Source organism: Exiguobacterium sp. s16, assembly GCF_018618115.1.
Taxonomy (GTDB): Bacteria; Bacillota; Bacilli; order Exiguobacteriales; family Exiguobacteriaceae; genus Exiguobacterium; species Exiguobacterium mexicanum_A.
The window spans coordinates 324909-344923 of record NZ_JACSLM010000003.1; the positions used below are offsets into that span (position 1 = coordinate 324909).

General features: G+C 50.6%; 24 protein-coding genes. 8 read left to right on the plus strand and 16 right to left on the minus strand.

Translation table 11 applies throughout. The annotated features are described in order from the left end of the window. Positions 1-36: 36 nt before the first annotated feature. From KNP86_RS08650 to KNP86_RS08660, 3 genes are read right to left on the minus strand one after another with little or no spacing between them, the layout of a single operon-like run. Complete coding sequence (locus tag KNP86_RS08650) at positions 37-1431, minus strand: sensor histidine kinase (RefSeq protein WP_214753750.1); 1395 nt, start codon at positions 1429-1431, stop codon at positions 37-39. Beyond that, complete coding sequence (locus KNP86_RS08655) at positions 1428-2105, minus strand: response regulator transcription factor (RefSeq protein ID WP_214753752.1); 678 nt, start codon at positions 2103-2105, stop codon at positions 1428-1430. Before KNP86_RS08655 ends, KNP86_RS08650 begins: the two co-directional genes overlap by 4 nt. A gap of 54 nt (positions 2106-2159) precedes the next feature. Beyond that, positions 2160-3608: a UDP-N-acetylmuramoyl-L-alanyl-D-glutamate--2,6-diaminopimelate ligase gene (locus KNP86_RS08660; protein WP_214753754.1), complete on the minus strand. Its 1449-nt coding sequence runs from the start codon at positions 3606-3608 to the stop codon at positions 2160-2162. 175 nt (positions 3609-3783) lie between these two features. Here KNP86_RS08660 and KNP86_RS08665 point away from each other — a divergent pair, with 175 nt between their 5' ends. Continuing rightward, positions 3784-4287: a DUF305 domain-containing protein gene (locus KNP86_RS08665; protein WP_214753755.1), complete on the plus strand. Its 504-nt coding sequence runs from the start codon at positions 3784-3786 to the stop codon at positions 4285-4287. A gap of 13 nt (positions 4288-4300) precedes the next feature. On the opposite strand, the gene KNP86_RS08670 is transcribed toward KNP86_RS08665, so the two are convergent. The 4 genes from KNP86_RS08670 to KNP86_RS08685 form a co-directional block, all read right to left on the minus strand. Continuing rightward, the gene (locus KNP86_RS08670) at positions 4301-4504 is read right to left on the minus strand and encodes a hypothetical protein (RefSeq protein ID WP_214753757.1); all 204 of its coding nucleotides are present in this window, start codon (positions 4502-4504) and stop codon (positions 4301-4303) included. Positions 4505-4719: 215 nt separating this feature from the next. Continuing rightward, positions 4720-4905, minus strand: coding sequence for a hypothetical protein (locus KNP86_RS08675; RefSeq protein ID WP_214753760.1), 186 nt, complete (start codon positions 4903-4905; stop codon positions 4720-4722). A 129-nt stretch (positions 4906-5034) separates the two neighbouring features. Continuing rightward, positions 5035-6015: an aldo/keto reductase gene (locus tag KNP86_RS08680; protein WP_214753762.1), complete on the minus strand. Its 981-nt coding sequence runs from the start codon at positions 6013-6015 to the stop codon at positions 5035-5037. Between the two features lie 13 nt (positions 6016-6028). After that, complete coding sequence (locus KNP86_RS08685; protein WP_214753764.1) at positions 6029-6274, minus strand: hypothetical protein; 246 nt, start codon at positions 6272-6274, stop codon at positions 6029-6031. 157 nt (positions 6275-6431) lie between these two features. Here KNP86_RS08685 and KNP86_RS08690 point away from each other — a divergent pair, with 157 nt between their 5' ends. After that, complete coding sequence (locus tag KNP86_RS08690; RefSeq protein ID WP_034779142.1) at positions 6432-7313, plus strand: AraC family transcriptional regulator; 882 nt, start codon at positions 6432-6434, stop codon at positions 7311-7313. A 145-nt stretch (positions 7314-7458) separates the two neighbouring features. Further along, positions 7459-8295 carry a Cof-type HAD-IIB family hydrolase gene (locus KNP86_RS08695; protein ID WP_214753766.1) on the plus strand — a complete coding sequence of 279 codons (837 nt, stop codon included), beginning with the start codon at positions 7459-7461 and terminating at the stop codon, positions 8293-8295. A gap of 21 nt (positions 8296-8316) precedes the next feature. On the opposite strand, the gene KNP86_RS08700 is transcribed toward KNP86_RS08695, so the two are convergent. After that, positions 8317-8751, minus strand: a complete 435-nt coding sequence (locus tag KNP86_RS08700; protein ID WP_058764740.1) for an Rrf2 family transcriptional regulator — start codon at positions 8749-8751, stop codon at positions 8317-8319. Between the two features lie 147 nt (positions 8752-8898). Between KNP86_RS08700 and KNP86_RS08705 the strand changes: the two genes are divergently transcribed. Both KNP86_RS08705 and KNP86_RS08710 read left to right on the plus strand, forming a co-directional pair. Continuing rightward, on the plus strand, positions 8899-9759 hold the full coding sequence (locus KNP86_RS08705) for an SDR family oxidoreductase (RefSeq protein ID WP_214753768.1): 861 nt from the start codon (positions 8899-8901) through the stop codon (positions 9757-9759). Positions 9760-9913: 154 nt separating this feature from the next. Beyond that, positions 9914-10090: a hypothetical protein gene (locus tag KNP86_RS08710; RefSeq protein WP_167491749.1), complete on the plus strand. Its 177-nt coding sequence runs from the start codon at positions 9914-9916 to the stop codon at positions 10088-10090. A gap of 36 nt (positions 10091-10126) precedes the next feature. Here KNP86_RS08710 and KNP86_RS08715 read toward each other — a convergent pair whose 3' ends face one another. Beyond that, positions 10127-11653, minus strand: coding sequence for a methyl-accepting chemotaxis protein (locus tag KNP86_RS08715; protein WP_214753770.1), 1527 nt, complete (start codon positions 11651-11653; stop codon positions 10127-10129). Between the two features lie 113 nt (positions 11654-11766). Continuing rightward, positions 11767-12441 (minus strand): TVP38/TMEM64 family protein, encoded by a 675-nt coding sequence (locus tag KNP86_RS08720; protein ID WP_233004713.1) that lies wholly within the window; start codon positions 12439-12441, stop codon positions 11767-11769. A 179-nt stretch (positions 12442-12620) separates the two neighbouring features. Here KNP86_RS08720 and KNP86_RS08725 point away from each other — a divergent pair, with 179 nt between their 5' ends. Then, positions 12621-14330, plus strand: a complete 1710-nt coding sequence (locus KNP86_RS08725; RefSeq protein ID WP_214753772.1) for a methyl-accepting chemotaxis protein — start codon at positions 12621-12623, stop codon at positions 14328-14330. A gap of 39 nt (positions 14331-14369) precedes the next feature. Here KNP86_RS08725 and KNP86_RS08730 read toward each other — a convergent pair whose 3' ends face one another. From KNP86_RS08730 to KNP86_RS08750, 5 genes are all read right to left on the minus strand, one after another. Further along, a complete protein-coding gene (locus KNP86_RS08730) occupies positions 14370-14792 on the minus strand; it encodes a DUF1801 domain-containing protein (RefSeq protein ID WP_214753774.1) in 423 nt (140 codons plus the stop codon). Then, positions 14792-15148: a DUF2200 domain-containing protein gene (locus KNP86_RS08735; RefSeq protein WP_214753776.1), complete on the minus strand. Its 357-nt coding sequence runs from the start codon at positions 15146-15148 to the stop codon at positions 14792-14794. Before KNP86_RS08735 ends, KNP86_RS08730 begins: the two co-directional genes overlap by 1 nt. 40 nt (positions 15149-15188) lie before the next feature. After that, positions 15189-16196, minus strand: coding sequence for a retron St85 family RNA-directed DNA polymerase (locus tag KNP86_RS08740; RefSeq protein ID WP_214753778.1), 1008 nt, complete (start codon positions 16194-16196; stop codon positions 15189-15191). Positions 16197-16413: 217 nt separating this feature from the next. Beyond that, complete coding sequence (locus KNP86_RS08745) at positions 16414-16761, minus strand: hypothetical protein (protein WP_214753780.1); 348 nt, start codon at positions 16759-16761, stop codon at positions 16414-16416. Next, a complete protein-coding gene (locus KNP86_RS08750) occupies positions 16748-17686 on the minus strand; it encodes a phosphoribosyltransferase-like protein (RefSeq protein ID WP_214753852.1) in 939 nt (312 codons plus the stop codon). The genes KNP86_RS08745 and KNP86_RS08750 overlap by 14 nt, the downstream gene beginning before the upstream one ends. 415 nt (positions 17687-18101) lie before the next feature. Between KNP86_RS08750 and paiA the strand changes: the two genes are divergently transcribed. Continuing rightward, on the plus strand, positions 18102-18620 hold the full coding sequence (gene paiA / locus KNP86_RS08755; RefSeq protein WP_214753782.1) for a spermidine/spermine N(1)-acetyltransferase: 519 nt from the start codon (positions 18102-18104) through the stop codon (positions 18618-18620). On the opposite strand, the gene KNP86_RS08760 is transcribed toward paiA, so the two are convergent. Next, complete coding sequence (locus KNP86_RS08760) at positions 18595-19281, minus strand: haloacid dehalogenase type II (RefSeq protein ID WP_214753784.1); 687 nt, start codon at positions 19279-19281, stop codon at positions 18595-18597. The genes paiA and KNP86_RS08760 overlap by 26 nt on opposite strands. A 106-nt stretch (positions 19282-19387) precedes the next feature. On the opposite strand from KNP86_RS08760, the gene KNP86_RS08765 reads away from it, so the two are divergent. Then, positions 19388-19984: an FMN-binding negative transcriptional regulator gene (locus tag KNP86_RS08765; RefSeq protein ID WP_214753786.1), complete on the plus strand. Its 597-nt coding sequence runs from the start codon at positions 19388-19390 to the stop codon at positions 19982-19984. Positions 19985-20015 lie beyond the last annotated feature (31 nt).

The window sequence follows — 20015 nt, forward strand, 5'->3', positions numbered from 1 at the left end:
AAAATGGTCGGCGCCTGAGTCAGGGGCCGGCCATTTTTAGTGGAGTGGAAGCGTGATGGTAAACGTCGTCCCAGATTGGTCGGAGGCGACGGTCAACGTGCCGTCATGCAGACGAATGATTTGATGGGCGATGGCGAGTCCGAGGCCACTGCCTCCTGTCCGACGGGAACGTGATTTTTCGACCCGATACAGACGATCGAAGATGTAAGGCAGGTCCTCTTGTGGGATGCCTTTCCCGTCATCTTGAATGGTGAAATGAAGCGACTCATCCGCAAGCTGCATATCAAATCGGACGTGGCGTGCCTCGCTGTGTTCAATCGCATTGTGGGCGATGGAACGGAACACTTGTAAGATTCGACTTCGGTCCAACTGAAGGATGACGTCTGTTGCGCCGCAATCGGTCTGAGTTTTGAAGGCGATCGGCGTCACCCGGAACATCGTATCGAGCACTCTGCGTAAGTCTTCGCATAACTCACCTGCAGGCACGGTTTCGCGATGCAACGTGAACGTGTTCTCATCCAACTGGGCGAGTTGGAACGCATTTTCGACGAGTTCCGTCAGCGCTTGGCTCTCCTCAAGAATCGTTTGAATCGACTGTTCTTTTAACGGTCCTGGTGTTTGTGGTTTTGACGCGATCTCGGCATAGCCTTGCAGATACGTGAGCGGCGTCTTGATCTCATGGGCGAGGTCGGATAAAAATTGATTGCGTTCTTTACGAAGACGAACGAGTTCGAGCGACATCGCTTCAATCGAGCGGGCAAGTTCCCCGATCTCGTCTTCTCGAGTCGTCGGAAGCGTCAACGTTTCAGGATTCGTCAGTACGTTCTCGGTGGCTCGGCGCAACAGCTGAATCGGATTTGAAATCAAACGGCTCAGCAAAACGAACGTCAAAACGGTGATGACGAGCGCGATCCCTGTGATGTAGAGAAATCGGAGTTGGAGGCGATGGCTGATCTCGTGAATGATCTCGGTCGGGAGAAACATATACACATATCCGAAGCGGGTGTCGTCTTCCATGGCGTCAATCGGGGTCCGCACCGCGAGATACGGTTCGTTCTCCCAATCGTCTTCGAGGATGGTCGTCACATCGGCATCCCCTCGGTCCGCTTCCGTTTGGACGAGCACCGAGAGCGGGTCGGGGAAGCGGTTGGATGTCTGTAGAATCGAGTGGTCGGGAGCGGTGATGGCGACTTTCGTATCGGTCTCGCTCTCCATCGTCGCGACGTGGCCAATCGTCTCTTCATCAAAACTCATCGCCAGTACGCTCGCATGGCTTTCCGCTCTCGATTCGAGCCGGTCGATTTCTTCGACAACACGTTCACCGAGGAGCGTATGGTAGAGCAATAAGAACAAGACACCTTCAATCAATAACGTCGTCAACAAAAAAATCAAGCTGATTCGGAACGGGAGGCTGTTGCGTCGTAACGTCATGAGTCCGACCGCTCCTCGCTCCAGCGATACCCGCGTCCCCACACCGTCTTCAAATAGTCGTCAATTGGGAAGCCGGCCTCGCCGAGTTTGTCGCGAATCATACGGATATGGGCGTCGACCGTGCGTGGGTCCGATTCGGACGAATAAGGCCATACCAGGTCATATAAATCCATCCGGTTGTACAACCGGTTCGGATGTTGCAGAAACAACTTTAAGATGGCCGTCGCTTTTGGCGTCATGACGACTTCTTGCTCTTGATACAGGATGCGCCCACTCGCTTCCTCGTAGCGCAATTGTCCATAATTCACATTCGTGACGCGGCTCCGTCGTAACACCGCACGAATCCGGGCCAACAACACGTTGCCTTCGAACGGTTTCGTGACATAGTCGTCAGCCCCGGCGTCCAATCCGCGGATTGTCGTCTCGCTATCCGAGCGGGCCGTCAATAAGACGACGGGTAGTTCGGCGTCGAGCGCTTTGATTTGGCGACACAACGTGATCCCGTCGACACCGGGCATCATGATATCTAACATGACCAAGTCCGGACGTGCGGAAAGCAGTTCCATGGCTTCTCGTCCGTCCGCGGCCTCGATGCAAGTGTAACCGTCCCCTTCGAGGAATAAGCGGAGGAGCCGTCTCATTTTCACTTCGTCATCGACAATCAAGATGTTCATCTGTTGTCCTCCTTTTGTTTTCGTCCATCGTTCCTACCAATTTCGAGAGTCGTGCTACGTTCTCCTTGTAAAGAACTGTCGGACAAGCTCCGATTCGTCGAACGGCACGAGGACGTCTTCGATGCGTTCGACGCGGTCATGTCCTTTCCCGAACAGGACGCCACAGTCATAGTCTACCATCCGCTCACAGAAGAAACGGATGGCTTCTTCACGCTCATCGAAACGGGCGAGTTCGGCAGACTGTCCATCCGCTAAATCGTCGAGGATTTGCTGGGGATCTTCATGGCGCGGGTCGTGGACCGTCAAGATGAAGTCGGCACCTGAAGCGGCGACCACGCCGGTCATCATCCGACGTTTCATCCGGTCTCGCTCACCGGCGGCGCTGAGCAACACGAGCACGCGAGAATGACGGGCCGTTAGCGACGTCACGACTTTTTTTATGGCATCCGGGGTGTGTCCGTAGTCGATATAGATGGGTGTCGTGATGCCCGTCACTTTCTCGAGTCGCCCGCTCGGCAAGCTCAAGTTCGAGAGGTGGGGGACAATCTCTTTTAATGAAACACCGGTTTGAAGAATGATACTGATCGCACACAACGTGTTGTCGAGGTTATAGTCTTCTTGGAACGGGAGTGCAGACAACGTCGTGTTTCCGTCCATACGAATCGCAAAATGGTCATCTTCTGTCTGACTGAATAACTCGGCTGTAGACGAAGAACGACTAAACATGAACCGCCTCGCGTGAGGTGGTGCGACGGACTGCATGACCTCGTGATGCGGATCGTCACCATTGACGATGCCACAACCCACATCCGATAATTGCGCGAACAATTGGGCTTTCGTGTACGCATACGTCTCCATCGTGCCATGGTAGTCCAAATGGTCGTGAGACAGATTGAGAAACGAGGTCGTCTCGAATGACAAGTTCGCGATACGTCCCTCCGCAATGGCTTGTGACGAGACCTCGATCAGACAATCCGTCACGCCGGCCTCGACCATGGTGTGGAGGTGGCGGTGGATGGTTAGCGAATCGGGTGTCGTGTTCGGTGTCTCGAACGTCTGACCGGAATAGGTGATACCGAGTGTGCCGATCAAGCCGGCGGATATGCCGAGTTGGTCGAACAGTTGATGTGCCAGGGCGGTCGTCGTCGTTTTTCCGTTCGTCCCGGTGACGCCATGAAGACGAAGTTGCGTCGATGGATGGTCATAGAACGCACTGGCGAGTTCAGCTAATGCATGTTTCGTATCTTTACAGTAGATGACAGGCACCCGGGCCTCGATCGGACGTTCGGCGATGATGGCGACGGCCCCGTTGTGGATTGCCTCGTTCACGTAGTCATGACCGTCATGTCGATACCCTGATATACAGATGAATAAAAAATTTTGTTTAATTTCTTTGGAGGAGAAGGAAATGCCTTCAATCATCGTTTCGGCAGGATTGTCTAAATACGTCCATGTCACAAGCTGTTTCAGCTCTGTCAACAGGTCTTGCAGGTTTTTTAACACGTCTTGATGTCTCCTTTGTCGGCAAAGTCCATTTTGACAGTATAGCCCCTGCTTGTGAAAAAGAAGTGAAATGGTAGGAACGCTCGCTCGACGAGATGGACCATAGGGTTTTAACGAAAAAAGAATAGGCAAAGGAATACGTAGAAGCAAATAAATAGAAAGGCAGGAGAGAACAATGAAACCTTATGCGAAATTCGGAGTGATGATTTTTGTGTCGACGTTCCTCATGTATTGGCTCATGTATTTGAACGTGTTCCAACTCGATCACATCTTCTTCAGTCAGACGCGTCTGTACATGGCGCTCATCATGGGCTCGGTCATGGCGTTCGTCATGCTGCTGTTCATGTGGGGCATGTACAAGAACAAGAAGCTGAACGCCGTCATCTTAGGCGTGAGTGCGCTCGTCTTCGGCTTGTCGTTATGGCTCGTCCGGAGCCAGACGACGGTCGATGACGTCAGTTGGATGCGAGCGATGATTCCGCACCACTCGATCGCCATTTTGACGAGCGAACGAGCGGAAATCGAAGACCCGCGCGTGAAACAGTTGTCAGAAGAGATCATCAAAGCGCAAGAACGAGAAATCGCCGAGATGAAGCGATTGATCGAAGAGCTAGAACAAGAAGAAGAGGAAGCGAAAGCGGCAGAAGAAGCCGAACAACAAACAACAGCGGCCGAATGATTGGCCGCTGTTGTCATGTGTCGGTAGCGAGTTGTTCCTCAATCAAGTCGACGGCAATCGTCAACGCCTGAATGCGACGTTTGGCGAGCGTCAGTTGTGATTTGTACCGAGCAGGCTCTTCTTTTGCCTCAAGCGTCTTCACCGTCTCGGTCAGTTTGTGGAGGATTGAATCGATTTGACGTTTCGCTTCGGTTAATTCAAGTGTGGAATATTCCATGAGTCCTCCTAAAGCATTTTCCTCCAGTATACATAAGAAAAAACCGAGGCGAGCGCCTCGGTTTAGTTTGTTTGCTAGACGACCGGTTCATCTACATTCGAGATGTGATTCACTTGAGAGGTTAGCGCGTCTCCTTAGCGATTCGCTCAAGGTGGTCTCGTCTGTCCATAATTAGTGCTCTTGAAAACGGATCGCTTTGTTCCAGTCCCGATTCCTCACTTTTTAGGCTTTTGGAATTGATTCAGAACGCCTTTGACTTTGTCCGCTAAAGAGTCGGAATGGCCGTCGTTGCGTTGATGAGTCGATTTGTCATCATTCATTTTCCCAGTTATTTCTTTCGCCTTGGCTGCAACTTGGTCAATGATGTGGTCATACTTACCGTTTTGTTTGTGATCAGACATAAGTCTAATTCCTCCTCGTATCAGGTCTTTAGTAAAGTGTTAACCAATTTTGAAGAAGGATAAACTTTTAAGGTCGAAAGAACTTATTTTCGCATATTGTTAGCTCGGAAAAAATCAAAGTGATATTGATCATAACGCACCGACGACCGCATGCGGCACGTACGGTTCTTCGAGTGAAGCAATCTCGTCCGCCGTTAGCGTGACGGTCAATGCACGGGCGGCTTCGTCCAAATGATGTGCCTTCGTGGCGCCAATGATTGGAGACGTGACCGTGTCTTTTTGAAGGAGCCAGGCGAGGGCGACTTGGGTACGAGTGATCCCCCGCGTCTCAGCGATGGCGGCGACCCGCTCGATGATGAGCCGGTCGGCGTCCATCGTCGCGTCATACTTCGAACGTTGAATCACGTCCGTCTCGGAGCGGTGGGTCACGGTCGATAGGTCGCGGGTCAGACGTCCTGAGGCGAGCGGACTGTACGGTGTGACCCCAATTTTCTCTTCCCGACAAAGCGGCAACATTTCACGTTCTTCTTCCCGATAAATCAAGTTCAAGTGATTTTGCATCGACACGAACCGGGTCCAGTTGTTCCGTTCCGCCACGTGGAGCGCTTTTTGGAACTGCCAGGCGTACATCGCCGATGCACCGATATAGCGGGCCTTCCCGGATTTGACGACGTCATGGAGCGCCTCCATCGTCTCTTCGATCGGTGTGTCATAGTCCCAGCGGTGGATGATATACAGATCGACGTAATCGGTGCCGAGCCGTTTCAAGCTATGGTCGATTTCCGACAGAATCGCCTTCCTCGACAAGCCGCCGCCGTTCGGACCGTCGTGCATTCGACCGTGAACTTTTGTTGCGAGTACGATTTCGTCCCGGTTCGCATAATCCCGAAGCGCACGTCCGACGTATTCCTCGCTCGTGCCTTTCGAGTAGATGTTCGCCGTGTCAAAAAAGTTGATACCGAGGTCGAGTGCTTGTTTGATGATTGGGCGAGTCGCCGCCTCATCGAGTACCCAGTCGTGAATCCATCGGTTCGCGTCGCCAAAGCCCATACAACCAAGACAGAGCCTTGAGACATCGAGTCCCGTATTGCCAAGTTTTACGTATTCCATGAAAATGCCTCCTTCAAAGTTGATACGTGGAGAGGAATCGTTCGAACTCATCCACGGCGCTGTCGTCGTTGACGGTCAATCGTAATTCGGTATAGGTGCCGATCGGAAGCGCTAGCGCCTCGACAAGTGCCTCCGGCGTCGGTTCGAGTCGGAATGAATCGAGCCGAATCGCCACGTTATGGGCAAGTGCGAAATACGCACAACGGGTGAGCAATGTCGCGAAGCCGCGTTCGACCGTCACGTGATACGTCTTTTCCATGTCGATTCCCCCTCCTTTGCCACCAGTATGACGCGAGATGTGGGGCGAGCGTTAGCGCGTTCATGTCGTGTTTTTGCCTAATCCTCTCAACAGGTTGGATAGGTCTCGTCCAATAAAATGATCTACCGTATACTGAAGGGGAGAATCCAGAGGGAGGGTGAACGACATCGAGACACGACTGCAACTGATTGACGTCATCACACGACACATACCGGGGGACGGGGTGCATCCGACGATCGTCCCGGCGATGACGTTCATCCATGAATCGATGGTGACCGAGCCAATCACTCGCGTCAATGAACCGTCATTTTGCCTAATCCTGCAGGGTGGGAAAGAGATGTTGTTCGGCGACGAGCGGCTCGTCTACGAAGGCGGGCATTACCTCGTCGCCTCGGTCGACTTGCCTGTGACGGGCCAAGTGACGAAAGCGAGCGCAGACGTCCCATACGTGGCGCTGAAACTCGAGTTGACGATTGACGACTTGATCGATGCCGTCGGGCACGTCGAGCTGACCGAACCGCGTGACGTGAGGCGGGGCATGTATATCGCCGATGCCGACGAGGCGTTGTTCGATGTCGCGCTCCGCCTCGCCCGTCTCGTCGACACACCGGATCATGTGGCACTCGCACCGCTCTATAAGCGCGAACTCCTGTATTGGGTGGCGCAAGGGTCGAACGGGGAGATGCTGCGGCAGTTGGCGTTCGAGGGGAGTCAGGCGTTCCGGATCAAGCGCGTCATCGACCACATCATCGCGAACTTCAACGAGACGATTCGGAGTGAAGAGTTGGCCCGCGTCGCCAATATGAGCGTCTCGACGCTCCACCGTCATTTCAAGGAAGTCACGGCGATGAGCCCGCTCCAGTTCCAAAAGCAGTTACGGCTCCAAGAGGCGAGACGGCTGTTGCTCATGCAGGCGACGGACGTGGGCGAGGCGGCGTTCCAAGTCGGCTACGAGAGTCAATCGCAGTTCAGCCGCGAGTATGCCCGGTTGTTCGGGCTGTCGCCACGGGCCGACGTGCGGCAACAACGACAGCTTTGACAAAGGAAATGCGCGAGCGGTATGCTTGAGGGGAAAATCGTATACATCAGGATTGTTACTGAATCATCAGGCAAAACCTAAACTGGGCGCACATGTTGCGTCTGGTTTAGGTTTTTCTTGTTTTCAGGACAAAAAGGAGGATATTATGCAACACATCATCTTTTTAGACGTCGACGGCACGCTCGTCGATGACCACGGCAACATCCCGGAATCGGCCAAAGAGGCCGTCCGGGAGGCGCGACAGAACGGCCATCTCGTCTTCTTATCGACCGGGCGCTCGAAGGCCGAGCTGTTCTCGGATATTCTCGACGTCGGCTTTGACGGCATCATCGGGGCAGCCGGGGGCTACATCGAGCTCGAGGAGGAAGTGCTGTATCATCAACAAGTCTCCGTCGATGATTTGAGTCACCTCATCTCCTTCTTCACGGAACACGGCATCGACTTCTATCTCGAGTCGAACGACGGTCTGTTCGCCGGCGGCAACGCCAAGGCACGGGTGGCGACGATGATTGACGAGTTGATGGCGAACAATCCGGAGGCAAGCGCGACAATCGAGCGCGGTTTAAAGCCGTTTCATGACGCGATGATGGAAGGGGTCGACCTCGTCCGTCCCGATGTGAACAAAATCTCGTTCCTCGGCTCATCCGTCCCGCTCGACGTCATCCAACAAGAGTTCGCATCTCGCTTCACCGTCATCCCGAGCACGGTCGCCGTATTCGGGGCCAACAGTGGGGAGCTGTCCATCCCGGGCGTAAACAAAGCGACGGCGATTGCGACGCTGCTCGAACATCTAGGTCTCGAGCGAGCGCAGACGTTCGCCTACGGGGACGGGTTGAATGACATCGAGATGCTCGAATATGTCAAGGTCGGTGTCGCCATGGGCAACGCCAAGCCCGAGGTCAAGCGCGTCGCCGACGACGTGACGGACGCGTGTGATCAAGACGGGCTTGCGAACAGTTTCAAAAAGTATCGACTCATCTAAAAAAAGCCAAGCAACCTCTCTTCAGGTTGCTTGGCTTTTCGTTGCGACATCGTTCACGACATCGGCGAGGGTCACATGCTTCAACACCGATTCCATCGCCGATTGGGCGTGGATAAAGATCGGCTCGATTGTCGCTTGGATATGTTGGCCGACGGGACACGCCGGGTTCGGGTTATCGTGGATGCTGAACAGCTCGTTCTCCTCGACGACACTGACGGCGCGATAGACGTCATAGAGCGAAATCTCGGTCAAGTCTTTCGTCAGTTTGGCTCCGGCGACGCCAGGCTTCACTTCAATCAAGTCGGCCTTCTTCAACATGGCCATGATTTTTCGGATTAGGGCCGGGTTCGTGTTGACGCTGCCGGCCAAAAAGTCAGACGAGGTGACGCCGTCCTGATTGACCTCGATCAACGTCAAGATATGAATGCCGACCGCGAAACGGCTACTGATGGACATAGGCTACCACCTTTCTGCACAGTCGTGTAAGTGAATTGGTTACATCTTCAGTATAACAGGGAACAAACAATTGACAAACGAAGATGCTGTAACTATGATGGTTACATGTAACTGATTCAATTACAGGTTAAAGGGAGGAAATGATTCATGAAATACTTAGTCACAGGTGCGACCGGAAAACTCGGTTCGAAAATTGTCGATGTGTTACTCAAGTCGATACCCGCAAGTGAACTCGCAGTCAGTGTCCGCAACCCTGAAAAAGCAGAAGCACTGAAAGCGAAAGGTGTCGATGTGCGACACGGCGACTTCGACAAACCGGAGACGCTCGATGAAGCGTTTAAAGGTGTCGAACGACTGCTCATCATCTCAGCGGACGGCGACAACGACACGCGCATCCGTCAACATGCGAATGCCGTCGAGGCGGCCGAGCGCGCAGGAGTATCGTTCATCGCCTATACGAGTCTCGCCGATGCGACAGAGAGCCAAAACCTCATGGCACCGCCACACGTCGAGACGGAAGGCGCAATCGAACGGACGGGGATCCCGCATGCGTTTTTGCGCAACAACTGGTACTTAGAAAACGAACTCGGCAGCATCCAAGGCGTGCTCGCCGGTGCACCTTGGGTGACGGCTGCCCGTGATGGGAAGGTCGGTTGGGCGCTACAAGACGATTACGCTGAAGCGATCGCGAACGTCCTGATGGCAGACGATTTCGAGCAAGACATCTTTGAATTGTCAGGTCCGCTCCATACGCAAGCCGAACTCGTCGAGGCGCTCAGTGAAGTGCTTGGCCGTGAAGTGACGCTCCAAGAAGTGAGTACTGACGCTTATGCTGGCGTCATGCGCGGCGCCGGGGTGCCCGAAGGAGCGATTCCAATCGTCGTCGGGATTCAAGACAGTATCCGCAACGGCTCGCTCGAAGTCGAGTCGAATGATTTCGAGCTATTGCTCGGTCGTCCGGTGACGCCGCTCAAAGAGGCGCTTCAAAAGCTCGTATCAACGTTATAAACGATAGTGACGTCACGTTTTCGAACATCGAGAACGTGACGTTTTTTGATGAGTATTAGTGATTTGTCTTCACATATTTGTGCACACGTCATCCCCATCCGGTATACTAACAATAAATGGATAATCATAGATGTACATAGGAAGGATCGATTACATGAAAAACATGATGTTCTTAATCGGCGTTGTCCTCGGATTAGGATTATTGTTCGGGCTGAGATATGAATTCAATGTCATCGGGGATATGGGCTTTAGAATCGCAGCCATCCTCATGCTCGTATCGGTACTCATCATTCGGTCGACTGCAAAAATCTCTTTCTTTAGCCATTCATAAAAACAGATCGCGAATTCGAAATTCGCGGTCTTTTTTTTAGTTCGCTCGGGCTTCGAGCTGACCGGTCACGTCTTCTAACGTGCTCGCGGTCGAGGCGAGGCGGTCCGACATGTGGCTCAACTCTTTTTGGATGGCGACTTGTTCCTCGGTCGCGGCGGCGACGTGTTGAATCTGTTGCTGCAGTTCGCTCGCCGCTCGTTTTGTCGTCGCGAGGCGCGTCTCGAGTGTCTCCATCTGCGATGTCACGCGTTGACGCGTCTCTTGAATCGAACTGATTTGACCATCGATCTCGGAAACGTCCTCGGTCAAGCGGTGGAAGACCGCTGTCACGTCGGCCGAGACGATTTGACAGTTCTCGGTCGCACGTTTGAACAACTGTGCCGAATCGCGGACGACGATCGTGTCATCCATCAGTCCGCCGAGGACGCGTGTCATCTCGGCTGCATAATCTCTGGACTGGACGGCGAGCTTGCCGACCTCAGAAGCGACGACGGCGAAACCACGACCGGCGTCACCCGCCCGTGCGGCTTCAATCGAGGCGTTCAAGGCGAGCATGTTCGTTTGGTCACTGATTGTCTCGACGTGTTGTAGGATGGCTTGAATCTCGGTTGATCGGTTCGACATCGTCGCAACGACACGTTCGAGCCGCTCCGACTCGCTGATGATTTCTTCGACTTTCGTCTCCATCCGTTGCATGTCACTGTTCCCAGCGATGGCATCGGACGCGATGCGTGACGAGGCGGCAGCCGTCTGGGCCATCCGTTCTTGGATGAGAGCCGTGAGGGAGCGAATCGATTGAATCTCATCGGCCCCATGGTTCATCGACGTCTCTTGCTCGGTCGCGTGGGCGACAATCGGATCGACGGTGACGGCGATTTGTTCTCCAGAATCGAGCGACTGGTTGGCGGCCGTCTCGAGCTCGGTCGCATGTGTCTTCAATGTCATGACGAGTTGACTCGCATCGGTGACGGCCTGCTGTAACAGACGGCGCGTCTCATCTTCTTGTGCTTTGACACGCGACGACTCAAGGTTACGGAAGTGGATCTGCGCGATGAGCACGGCGCTCAGTAAGATGAGGTAGACCGCATGAACGAGCAACAAGCTGAACGGATAGTCGGCCGTCCCACAGATGATCTCGGGGACCAAGAAGTATCCGGCTAGATGCTGCACGGCGAAGATGACGGTGCTATAGATGATTAAATCTATGCGGCGCATGAACGACAGAATCGCCAAGACGACGAAAATCGAGAAGTGATACTCGACGAGCCCTTGTCCACCGGCGACGGTCGAGATGCTCGAAAACGTGAGCGTGAGCATCATCAAGTGCGGGAACAGCTGTGGTTTCACACGTTGGCTGACGACCATGGCGATCAATAGCACAATCGGAACGGCGAACAGGACCCATGTCGCGATGGGATATGCGTAACCGACGGCACCGTTTCGGAGCACGGTGTACGTATAGGCAAAATCCGTGAAGCGGTGGAGCAGATGGACGGTGACAGACGTAAGGACGATAACGAACGTGGTGACGAGCATCAATTGATTGCGTTTTTCAGAACTCATTCAGATTCCTCCTGATAATAGGTCGATATAGCTACTCATTTATCGTCCGATTGGCCCGAATGTTTATCGTTTTTACACGCCAACATAAAAAAAAGAGAAGCGATTGCGCTTCTCTAGTCTGACGTGAGCCCGAGCCACCGTTTGACGGGTTCCCGGAAATAGTAGGTGACGCCGATCAACGTGACGAAGACGAGGGCGGCGATGACGACCAAGGTGATGCTTCCCGAGGCGAGACTCGCACCGAGAAAACTGTAAGCGAGTGTCCCGGGAATCATGCCGAGCACGGTCGCCAGGATAAACGACTTGAATTTGACTTTGGCAATCCCGCCGGCGTAACTGAGTAAATCGAAGCTGACGAGCGGGATGAGCCGCAAAACAAACACGTATAGAAAACCACGTTGCTCCATCTGCGTGAACAGCTTCTCCGACCACGGATAGCTCTCGACCTTGAGCACCGAACGGCCGAACAGTCGGGCCATGACGTACCCGGTCACGGCCGCCGCCGTCGCCCCGAACAAGATATAGAGGACGCCAGGCCACACCCCGAAGGCGAGACCGGCCCCAAGTGACAATACCGACGTCGGCAAGAAGATGATTGGGCCAATCGCATAGATGAGGAAGAAGACGACCGGACCCCACCAGCCGAACGACAAGACGACGTCACGGACGTCAGACGGGCGAAGCTCATAATGGAAGTGCGTGATATAGAAGATGCTCCCGAACACGGCGAGCATGAGACTGAGTTTGAGCCAGCGTGGCACGGGAATCATTCCTTTCGTATCGATCATTCTTTTATTTATCGTAGCGCATTTTTCGTTCAAATGAAGGTGAGCCAGCTTACAAATGGGTGCCGAATGTGCTGATGAGCAGGTAACGGCGCTGAAAATGGAAACTTAGGTCAACGCATGTGCGATCACGCTTCACGTGAACCTGCTTTCCTACGATAAAGCAGATAGGAGGGATGATCATGAAGAATTTAAATATGTCTAAAAAATTTACGGTGCTCATCACCGTGTTCATTGCAACGCTCGTCATCATCGCGGCGCTCAGTCATGTCCTAATGGGACGGATGGCCGACGCGGGGGAAGAACTATATGAAGAGCGGTTGCTTCCGATTCGGGCGCTCGGTCAGATTCGGACGGACAACCGTGCCTTGGACGGGTATTTGCTCGAATTGATGCTGACGACGGATGCGTCTCGAAATGAGGAGCTCGAGACAAGTATTGAGGAACGGCGCGATAGCATCGGGACGAACCTCGAGCTGTTCAACGAGACGTTCGCCTCGACGGACGCCGAGATGCAAGGTCGAGTCGACGACTTGAATGCCGAGATTGTAGCCTACCTCGAAGGGACCGAGCTCGTGCTTCAGCCAGTGCTTCGGAATGAGAACACGGCGGCGTACCGCATCTATATGAGTGACTTGCGACCGGTCCGTCAGAACCTCGTCGAAACAGCCACGGTCGTCATGGATGGAATCAATCAAGAAGCCGAGACGGCCAGTCAGACGATGCAGGAAAATCGTGCCCAGTCGGTGCTCGTCTTCTGGGTGCTTGTCGCCATCGGGGCGCTCGTCTCAATCGGGCTCGGAATCTACATTACGCGTCTCATCGTGCGACCGGTTCGTGAGTTGAATGGACTCATGAGCCGAGCCGGTGAAGGAGACTTGACGGTCGACAGCACCTACACGTCACGTGACGAGATCGGGTCGCTCGTCGTGTCGTTCAATCAGATGAAAGACAACTTGCGTGACTTGATTAGTAACGTCACGTCGACGGCGGGACGGGTCGCCACGTCATCGGACGATTTGAAATCGAACGTCGAAGAGACAACGAAAGCGACGGAGATGGTCGCCGTCACGATGGAAGAGATTGCGTCGGGATCGCTCCGTCAATTGACGCGGGTGAAGGAATCGAACAGCACATTGACCGAACTGACGAACGGGATTCATCACGTCTCGAATAGCGCCCAACATATGACCGAACTGTCAGACGGGGCACTCCAAAAAGTCGGGACCGGCAATGAATTGATTGAGACGCTCGAGTCCCAACTCGAGGCGATGAACGAAAAAGTGAAGGCGTTACAGACGGTCATCGGTCAGCTCGACGTCCGCTCGCAAGAAATCGGCAGCATCACCGGCACGATTTCCGGTATCGCCGAACAGACGAACTTGCTCGCACTGAACGCGGCCATCGAAGCGGCGCGGGCCGGCGACCACGGACGCGGCTTCGCTGTCGTCGCCTCAGAAGTGCGGAAACTTGCCGAAGAGTCGGCCGTCGCGACGAAACGCATCTCCGGTTTGATTGGGGATACGCAGACGGAGACGAAACAAGCCGTCCAAACGATGCACATCGTCGAGAGCGAGATGGGCCATAGCGTCACGAACGTACAACAAGCGGGCGACGCATTCGAGGATATCAAGCGGGCGATCGAAGAGGTCGGACAAAAAGTCGAGGAAGTGTCGGGCGCCGTTCAAGAGATGGCAGCCGGGGCAACCGAGATTTTGACGTCCGTGAACGAGATCCAAGGCATCACCGAGACGACCGCGACCGAAACCGAGAACACCTCGGCGGCGACGGAAGAACAGATGGCGTCGATGGAAGAGATCACGGCCTCGGCCCAAGAACTGTCGAACATGGCAGACGAGATGCGTCAAATGACAAATAAATTTATCGTCTGACAGACGAAAGGCAGGTCGAAACAATTCGACCTGCCTTTTTTAGCGTGATTCGTAAGCCGTAATCCATTGTTCTGGTGTCATCTTCGAGACGAGTTCACCCATCAACTCATATGGGATATGCTTCACGTTTTTGAAGCGGATACAGCTCTTGCCCATGTCGAGCTTCGTCGGCACTTGGGCGGCGTATGACTCCTCGAACCAGCGGAGCAGTTCCGGGTCGCTATAGACGCCCATATGATACACGGCGACATGGTTCTTCTGGGCGATGACGCTCAAGAACGGGAGCGGGGTGCCCGGCGTGACGTGATACCCGGACGGATACGCCGATAGCGGGACGACATAATGGATGCCGTTCCCGTCGGTCGTCTTCTCGAACCCGGCCGGTAAGTTCGCATCGATGACGTCAATCAAACGGATGAAGGCGTCGAGCCGCTTGTCGTCGACGAGCGTCGTATAATCCATCAGACATCGCCTCCCCGTAAGATTTTCGCCATCGCCTTGCCTTTGGCGAGTTCATCGACGAGTTTGTCCAAGTAACGGATTTCGCGCATGAGCGGCTCCTCGACGTTCTCGACGCGGACGCCACAGACGACACCTTTGATCAAGGCGCGGTCCTCGTTCATCTTGGGTGCCTCTGCGAAGAACGTATCAAAATCGACTTCATTAGTGATTTGCTGTTCGAATTTGACCTCGTCGTAGCCCGTCAACCAGCGGATAATCGTATCGACTTCGTCTTTCGTCCGGCCTTTCCGTTCGGCTTTCGCGACGTAAAGCGGATAGACGCTCGCAAAGCTCGTCGTGTAGATGCGGTGTGCCATAAAACCTCCTTGAACAATAAAAAGTTAATTTGATTTTTAATTAACTTTCCCAGTCTAATGTGTCAAGGTCTTCGATGAATTCACTTCCACACTTTTCTTCGACCATTTTAATAAAGTAAGCTAGTCCATATAAATGGTCGATATAATTTGATTTGTTAATTCCTTGTTGAATTAGACTGTCATTAACTCCATATTTTTTTGCATAATGAATTTGTTGCCTTAGATATTTTTTAGTTTTTTTAGGAACACTTAATTTTGTATTTACAACTAGTCCAGTCACAATTTGTTGATGGTGTTTAAATTGTACCCTAACTTTTCTCTCATTTACGATAAAATGTTCTTCTTTGATAATCCGTTTTATTAATGAAATGTATTTAGCGATTTCTTTATTACCAGAGAAAGTTATATCATCTGCGTATCTAGTGTATTGGGCACCTATATGAATAGCCAAATCAGATAACCTTGTGTCTAAACCGTGGCAGATTAAATTTGAAATATATGGGCTTGATGGTGCTCCTTGAGGTAATTTGTTTTCCAAGGTACAAATCCCTGCAAATATCATTGAAAGGTGCTTAGTATACCCGATATTGTAAAAAAGATTATAAACCCATATATATTTAATATTAGGAAAAAAGTCTTGAAGATCCAAATTTACTACACATTCTTTATCGATATGAGGCTTAGCATTATCAACTATTGATTTCTGAGGAACAAAACCTGTAGCATAATCGGAAACTTTAATTTTATACAGAATATTTTCGAGTATCCATTTTTGAATATATTTCAAATTTTCAGATGGAAGATCTAAAAATCTTTTTTCTCCCGATTTTTTAGGAACAACTGCGACTTTATATAATCGTGGTGCAAACTCATAATAAGAGTATAGTTCCTTTGTTTCAATACCAATAAGTTTAGCTAAATGGATTGAATCAAAAATAATAGGCATACCATTTTTCTCGAGATTTATTGCATAAGAAATGCATAAATCGATGTACTCTTTATCATAATTTTTTTTCATCATTTCTGCCGCTAAAGACTTTATATCCATTATTTATCTCCATGTTTTCTACTAGATTTGTTTAATTAACTGATCCATCACCGTGAATTCTCGACCTCGATAATTCACGGTGATGAACAACAAAGTGAACTTCTTTGTTGTTACAGCACAATTTTTCAGGAAAAATTGTGCAGTGACAGCTACTAAGTAACGTTAATTCACGAACAGCGACTCGCTGTTCAATTCTAGAAAACATATAATAATTCAATCAGAGTTTAAAGTTACTAGGAATATAAATATCAGAAAAAGATAAAGGTTCCTTAATAAACCTTAAAGTAACTATTTCTTGATAAACTAAATCTGATATTGTAATATTTTCCAATCCTTTCATTCTAAGTAGAGACAATGATTGATCAGATAGAGAAAGTTTATTCACAGATTTATTTAATAAATTTTTTGCCACCATTTTATTTAGGTGATCTTCTAATTGATTTGTAGAAAAGTTGCATAATTCTTTGATTTCAGAGAGAAGGTAAGCATCTTTAAATTCTTTTAAATAGAGTAAGGTCAAAAGGACCTTGTAATCAACGTTTTCTTCAAATTCATTTTTTTTCATTTTGTTGCACCGCTTTACCTAAGTTATAATTCAGTTTGTTCTTCCTCATTCCTTTTTTCTTAACGGGATTTTTTCGTGGGGTCAAGAATAATGGTTTTCTATTGTCTCTTGGAAATAATCCAGTCCAATTACCATTATCAAACCAAAATGAACTCAAAGTATTGTTAGGCGTGTTTCGGAAAAAAGATAGGAGGGCCTGACTATTTTTATAGCCTAAAATATTATCATTGGAATGTCCCCATAACGTTATTTCAAACGCCTTTAGTAATTCTTCAAATGTGCTGTTGTCGGTTTCAAAAATATAGTTTGAGGCAAATGCTTTTTTACGTATATTTTTACAAAATATGGTACATGCGAAATTATAACTTTTAAAGAAAGTATCTAAATCTGATAATCCTTCTTCCAGTGCTTCTATACAGAAAATATAGCATTTAACTTTAAGAAGTTTATCTTTATTTTTTTTGAAGAATTTTATTATTGTATTACCTGATCCTATAAAATCATCAATAAATACTAAATGATCTATCCTATCAAAACTATGCAAAGAAAGTTTTCCTATATCGTGACTAAAATGATTAGATACATTGTTAAGTATTTTAAATTCCTCTAAGAATAGATTTGAACTATCAATTTTCGAATCGTCTTCGATTCTAGAGTATATGGTATCTTGTGGATTTAGTTTTAAATCATCAATAATTTCTTTATAAATTATTTTGAGGTATTCCTGTACTTTTTCTAATGAATAGTAATTATAATTTTCTACGAGTTTTAGAAAAATGGGACCTAAATCAGGTTCTGAATCTAACTGACTTACAAATCTCCCTAATTTATTGCTAAAGTGAATGGTTTTTTGATCTTCTCCCCATCGTTTAATACATTCAGCTGCTATTTTTTGAATTGGCGTAAGCTCATTACCTGTTGTCACATAGCAACCCCCTATCAATGTTTATGCAAAAACTACAATTTTATAATAGCCTAAAAAATGAAAATATAAGGTGTTGAGCTATTCAGGTGTACACATATAATTAAATCATATTTCTATTAAAATAAATCATATTATAGTTCGAAAAAAAACCTAGTTTCAAATCCTGATCGATTTAAGCAATCTTACAATTTCTTAAGTTAGTATTTTTTGCCTTCCTCCCATTTTTAGAAAATTCAATTATTCAATATTCACAAGTGCACAAGTAAATCAAGAATAAGTACGTCGCGCTCGCCGGGCTGAGCGACCAGGAAGCCGAGCAGCTGCTCCGGCTGTTGAAGCGGGTCCGCCACAATATCGAAGGGGACTGGGATGCCGTGAAGAAAGGGAAGAAACGAGACTACTAGGGGGAACGAACATGATCACCATCAAAGCTTGCACAATCGAAGACGTCGAAGCACTTCGCACTATCAGCATCGAGACGTTCACGGAGACGTTCGAAGCCGAGAATGACCCGGCGCATCTGGCGGCGTATCTCGAGCGGGCGTACAACGTAGCGCAACTCAAAGAGGAGCTTTCGAATCCAGACTCACAGTTCTTCTTCGCCACGCTCGATGGGGAAGTGGCTGGTTACTTAAAAGTGAACGCCAACAACGCCCAGACCGAGGCCATGGGCGAGGAGGCGTTCGAACTCGAACGGATTTATGTGCGACGCGCCTTCCAAGGAAGCGGTGTCGGCAAGGCGCTGTACGACCAGGCCATCACATGCGCGAACGAGCTGAATAAGCGTGAAATCTGGCTCGGCGTCTGGGAGCACAACCATAAGGCGCTCGCCTTTTATCGAAAACATGGCTTCGTCCAGACCGGGGCGCATACGTTTTATATGGGTGACGACGCTCAAGTCGATTTGATTATGGCCAAGCCGCTTCGTCCGTGACCCATTCCAGTATGCCTGACAAGTCCTCGTAGACGGCGTCAGGGGCCAGGTCGGGCATGTCGATTGGTTTGCCGTCGCGGTTGATCCAAGCCGTGTGGAACCCGAAGTTCTTCGCACCGGCGATGTCCCATCCGTTCGAGGACAGGAACAGCACCTCGTCCCGCTTCAACCCGCTGTTCTTGAACCAATGCATGTAGGCGGCCGGTGACGGCTTGGCTTGTTTGATACCGTCGATGCTGACGAGTTCATCGAACAGGTCGGTGAACCCGGCGTTTTGGATGAGTTTCTCGAGCATCGCGTCCGTCCCGTTCGAAAGAACGACGGTCTGTTTAGGTTGCAGCTGCTTCAACACGTCCTCGACTTCTTTGTACGGCGACAGCTCCGCATATGTCGCAATCAATGCGTCCTCGGTCTCGGGCGTCCATGTCACTTCGGCCGCCGACAGGGCATATCGCAAGGCGTCACGCGTGACGACAGAGAAGTCCTCATAGCGCCCCATGATGTGGCGGGTAAAGAAGTAGTCGAGCTGTTTCGTCCGCCACGCCTGGCTGATTTGGTCACCTTTCCCGGGGAACTGTTCGTCACACGCCGTCTTGACGGAATGAACATCGAACAAGGTCCCGTATACATCGAACACGAATGCTTTAATAGTTGTTTTCATGAAATCCCTCCTCAGTAAAATCGCGTCATCTACTCTTTACCCTAGTTGGCGTGAATTATACGGGAGGGCCAGTCAGTTGAACAACGAACAAGACAGGAGGAATTTGATGTACGTCCCGAAACTATACGCCGTAAACAATCCGAAAGAAGTCCACACATTTCTGAAGGCCCATCCGTTCGGCACCGTCGTCACGCATGACGGACAGAAGCCGATCGCGACGCACGTGCCGCTCCGTTTCCATGAGGAAGAGGGCCGTGTCTGGTTCACGACACACATCGCCAAAAATAATCCGCAATGGCAAGCGATTGAAGACCAGACCGTCCTCTTGATTGTCCAAGGCCCGGACGCCTATGTGTCGGCGTCGTGGTACGGACATGAGGACGTATCGACGTGGAACTATCAGGCCGTCCATGCATACGGACAGGCGACCATTTTAAATGCGGACCAACTCGAGGAAGATTTGGCCGGACTGCTTCAAGACCATGAAGGGGACCGCGAGCACGCCGTCGTCTGGGAGGAACTGTCTGAGCCGGTGCAGCGACAGAAATATGGCGTCGTCGGGTTCCGTATCGACATTTCGGAGATGCAGGCGGCGTTCAAGCTGAGCCAGAATCGAAACGAGACGGACTATACACGCATCGTCTCCGAGCTCGAGCAAGCAGGGTGTCCAATGGCGGATGTGATGCGAAACAACCGTCCATGATTTTCTTCACTGAATCGACTCCAATCCTGCA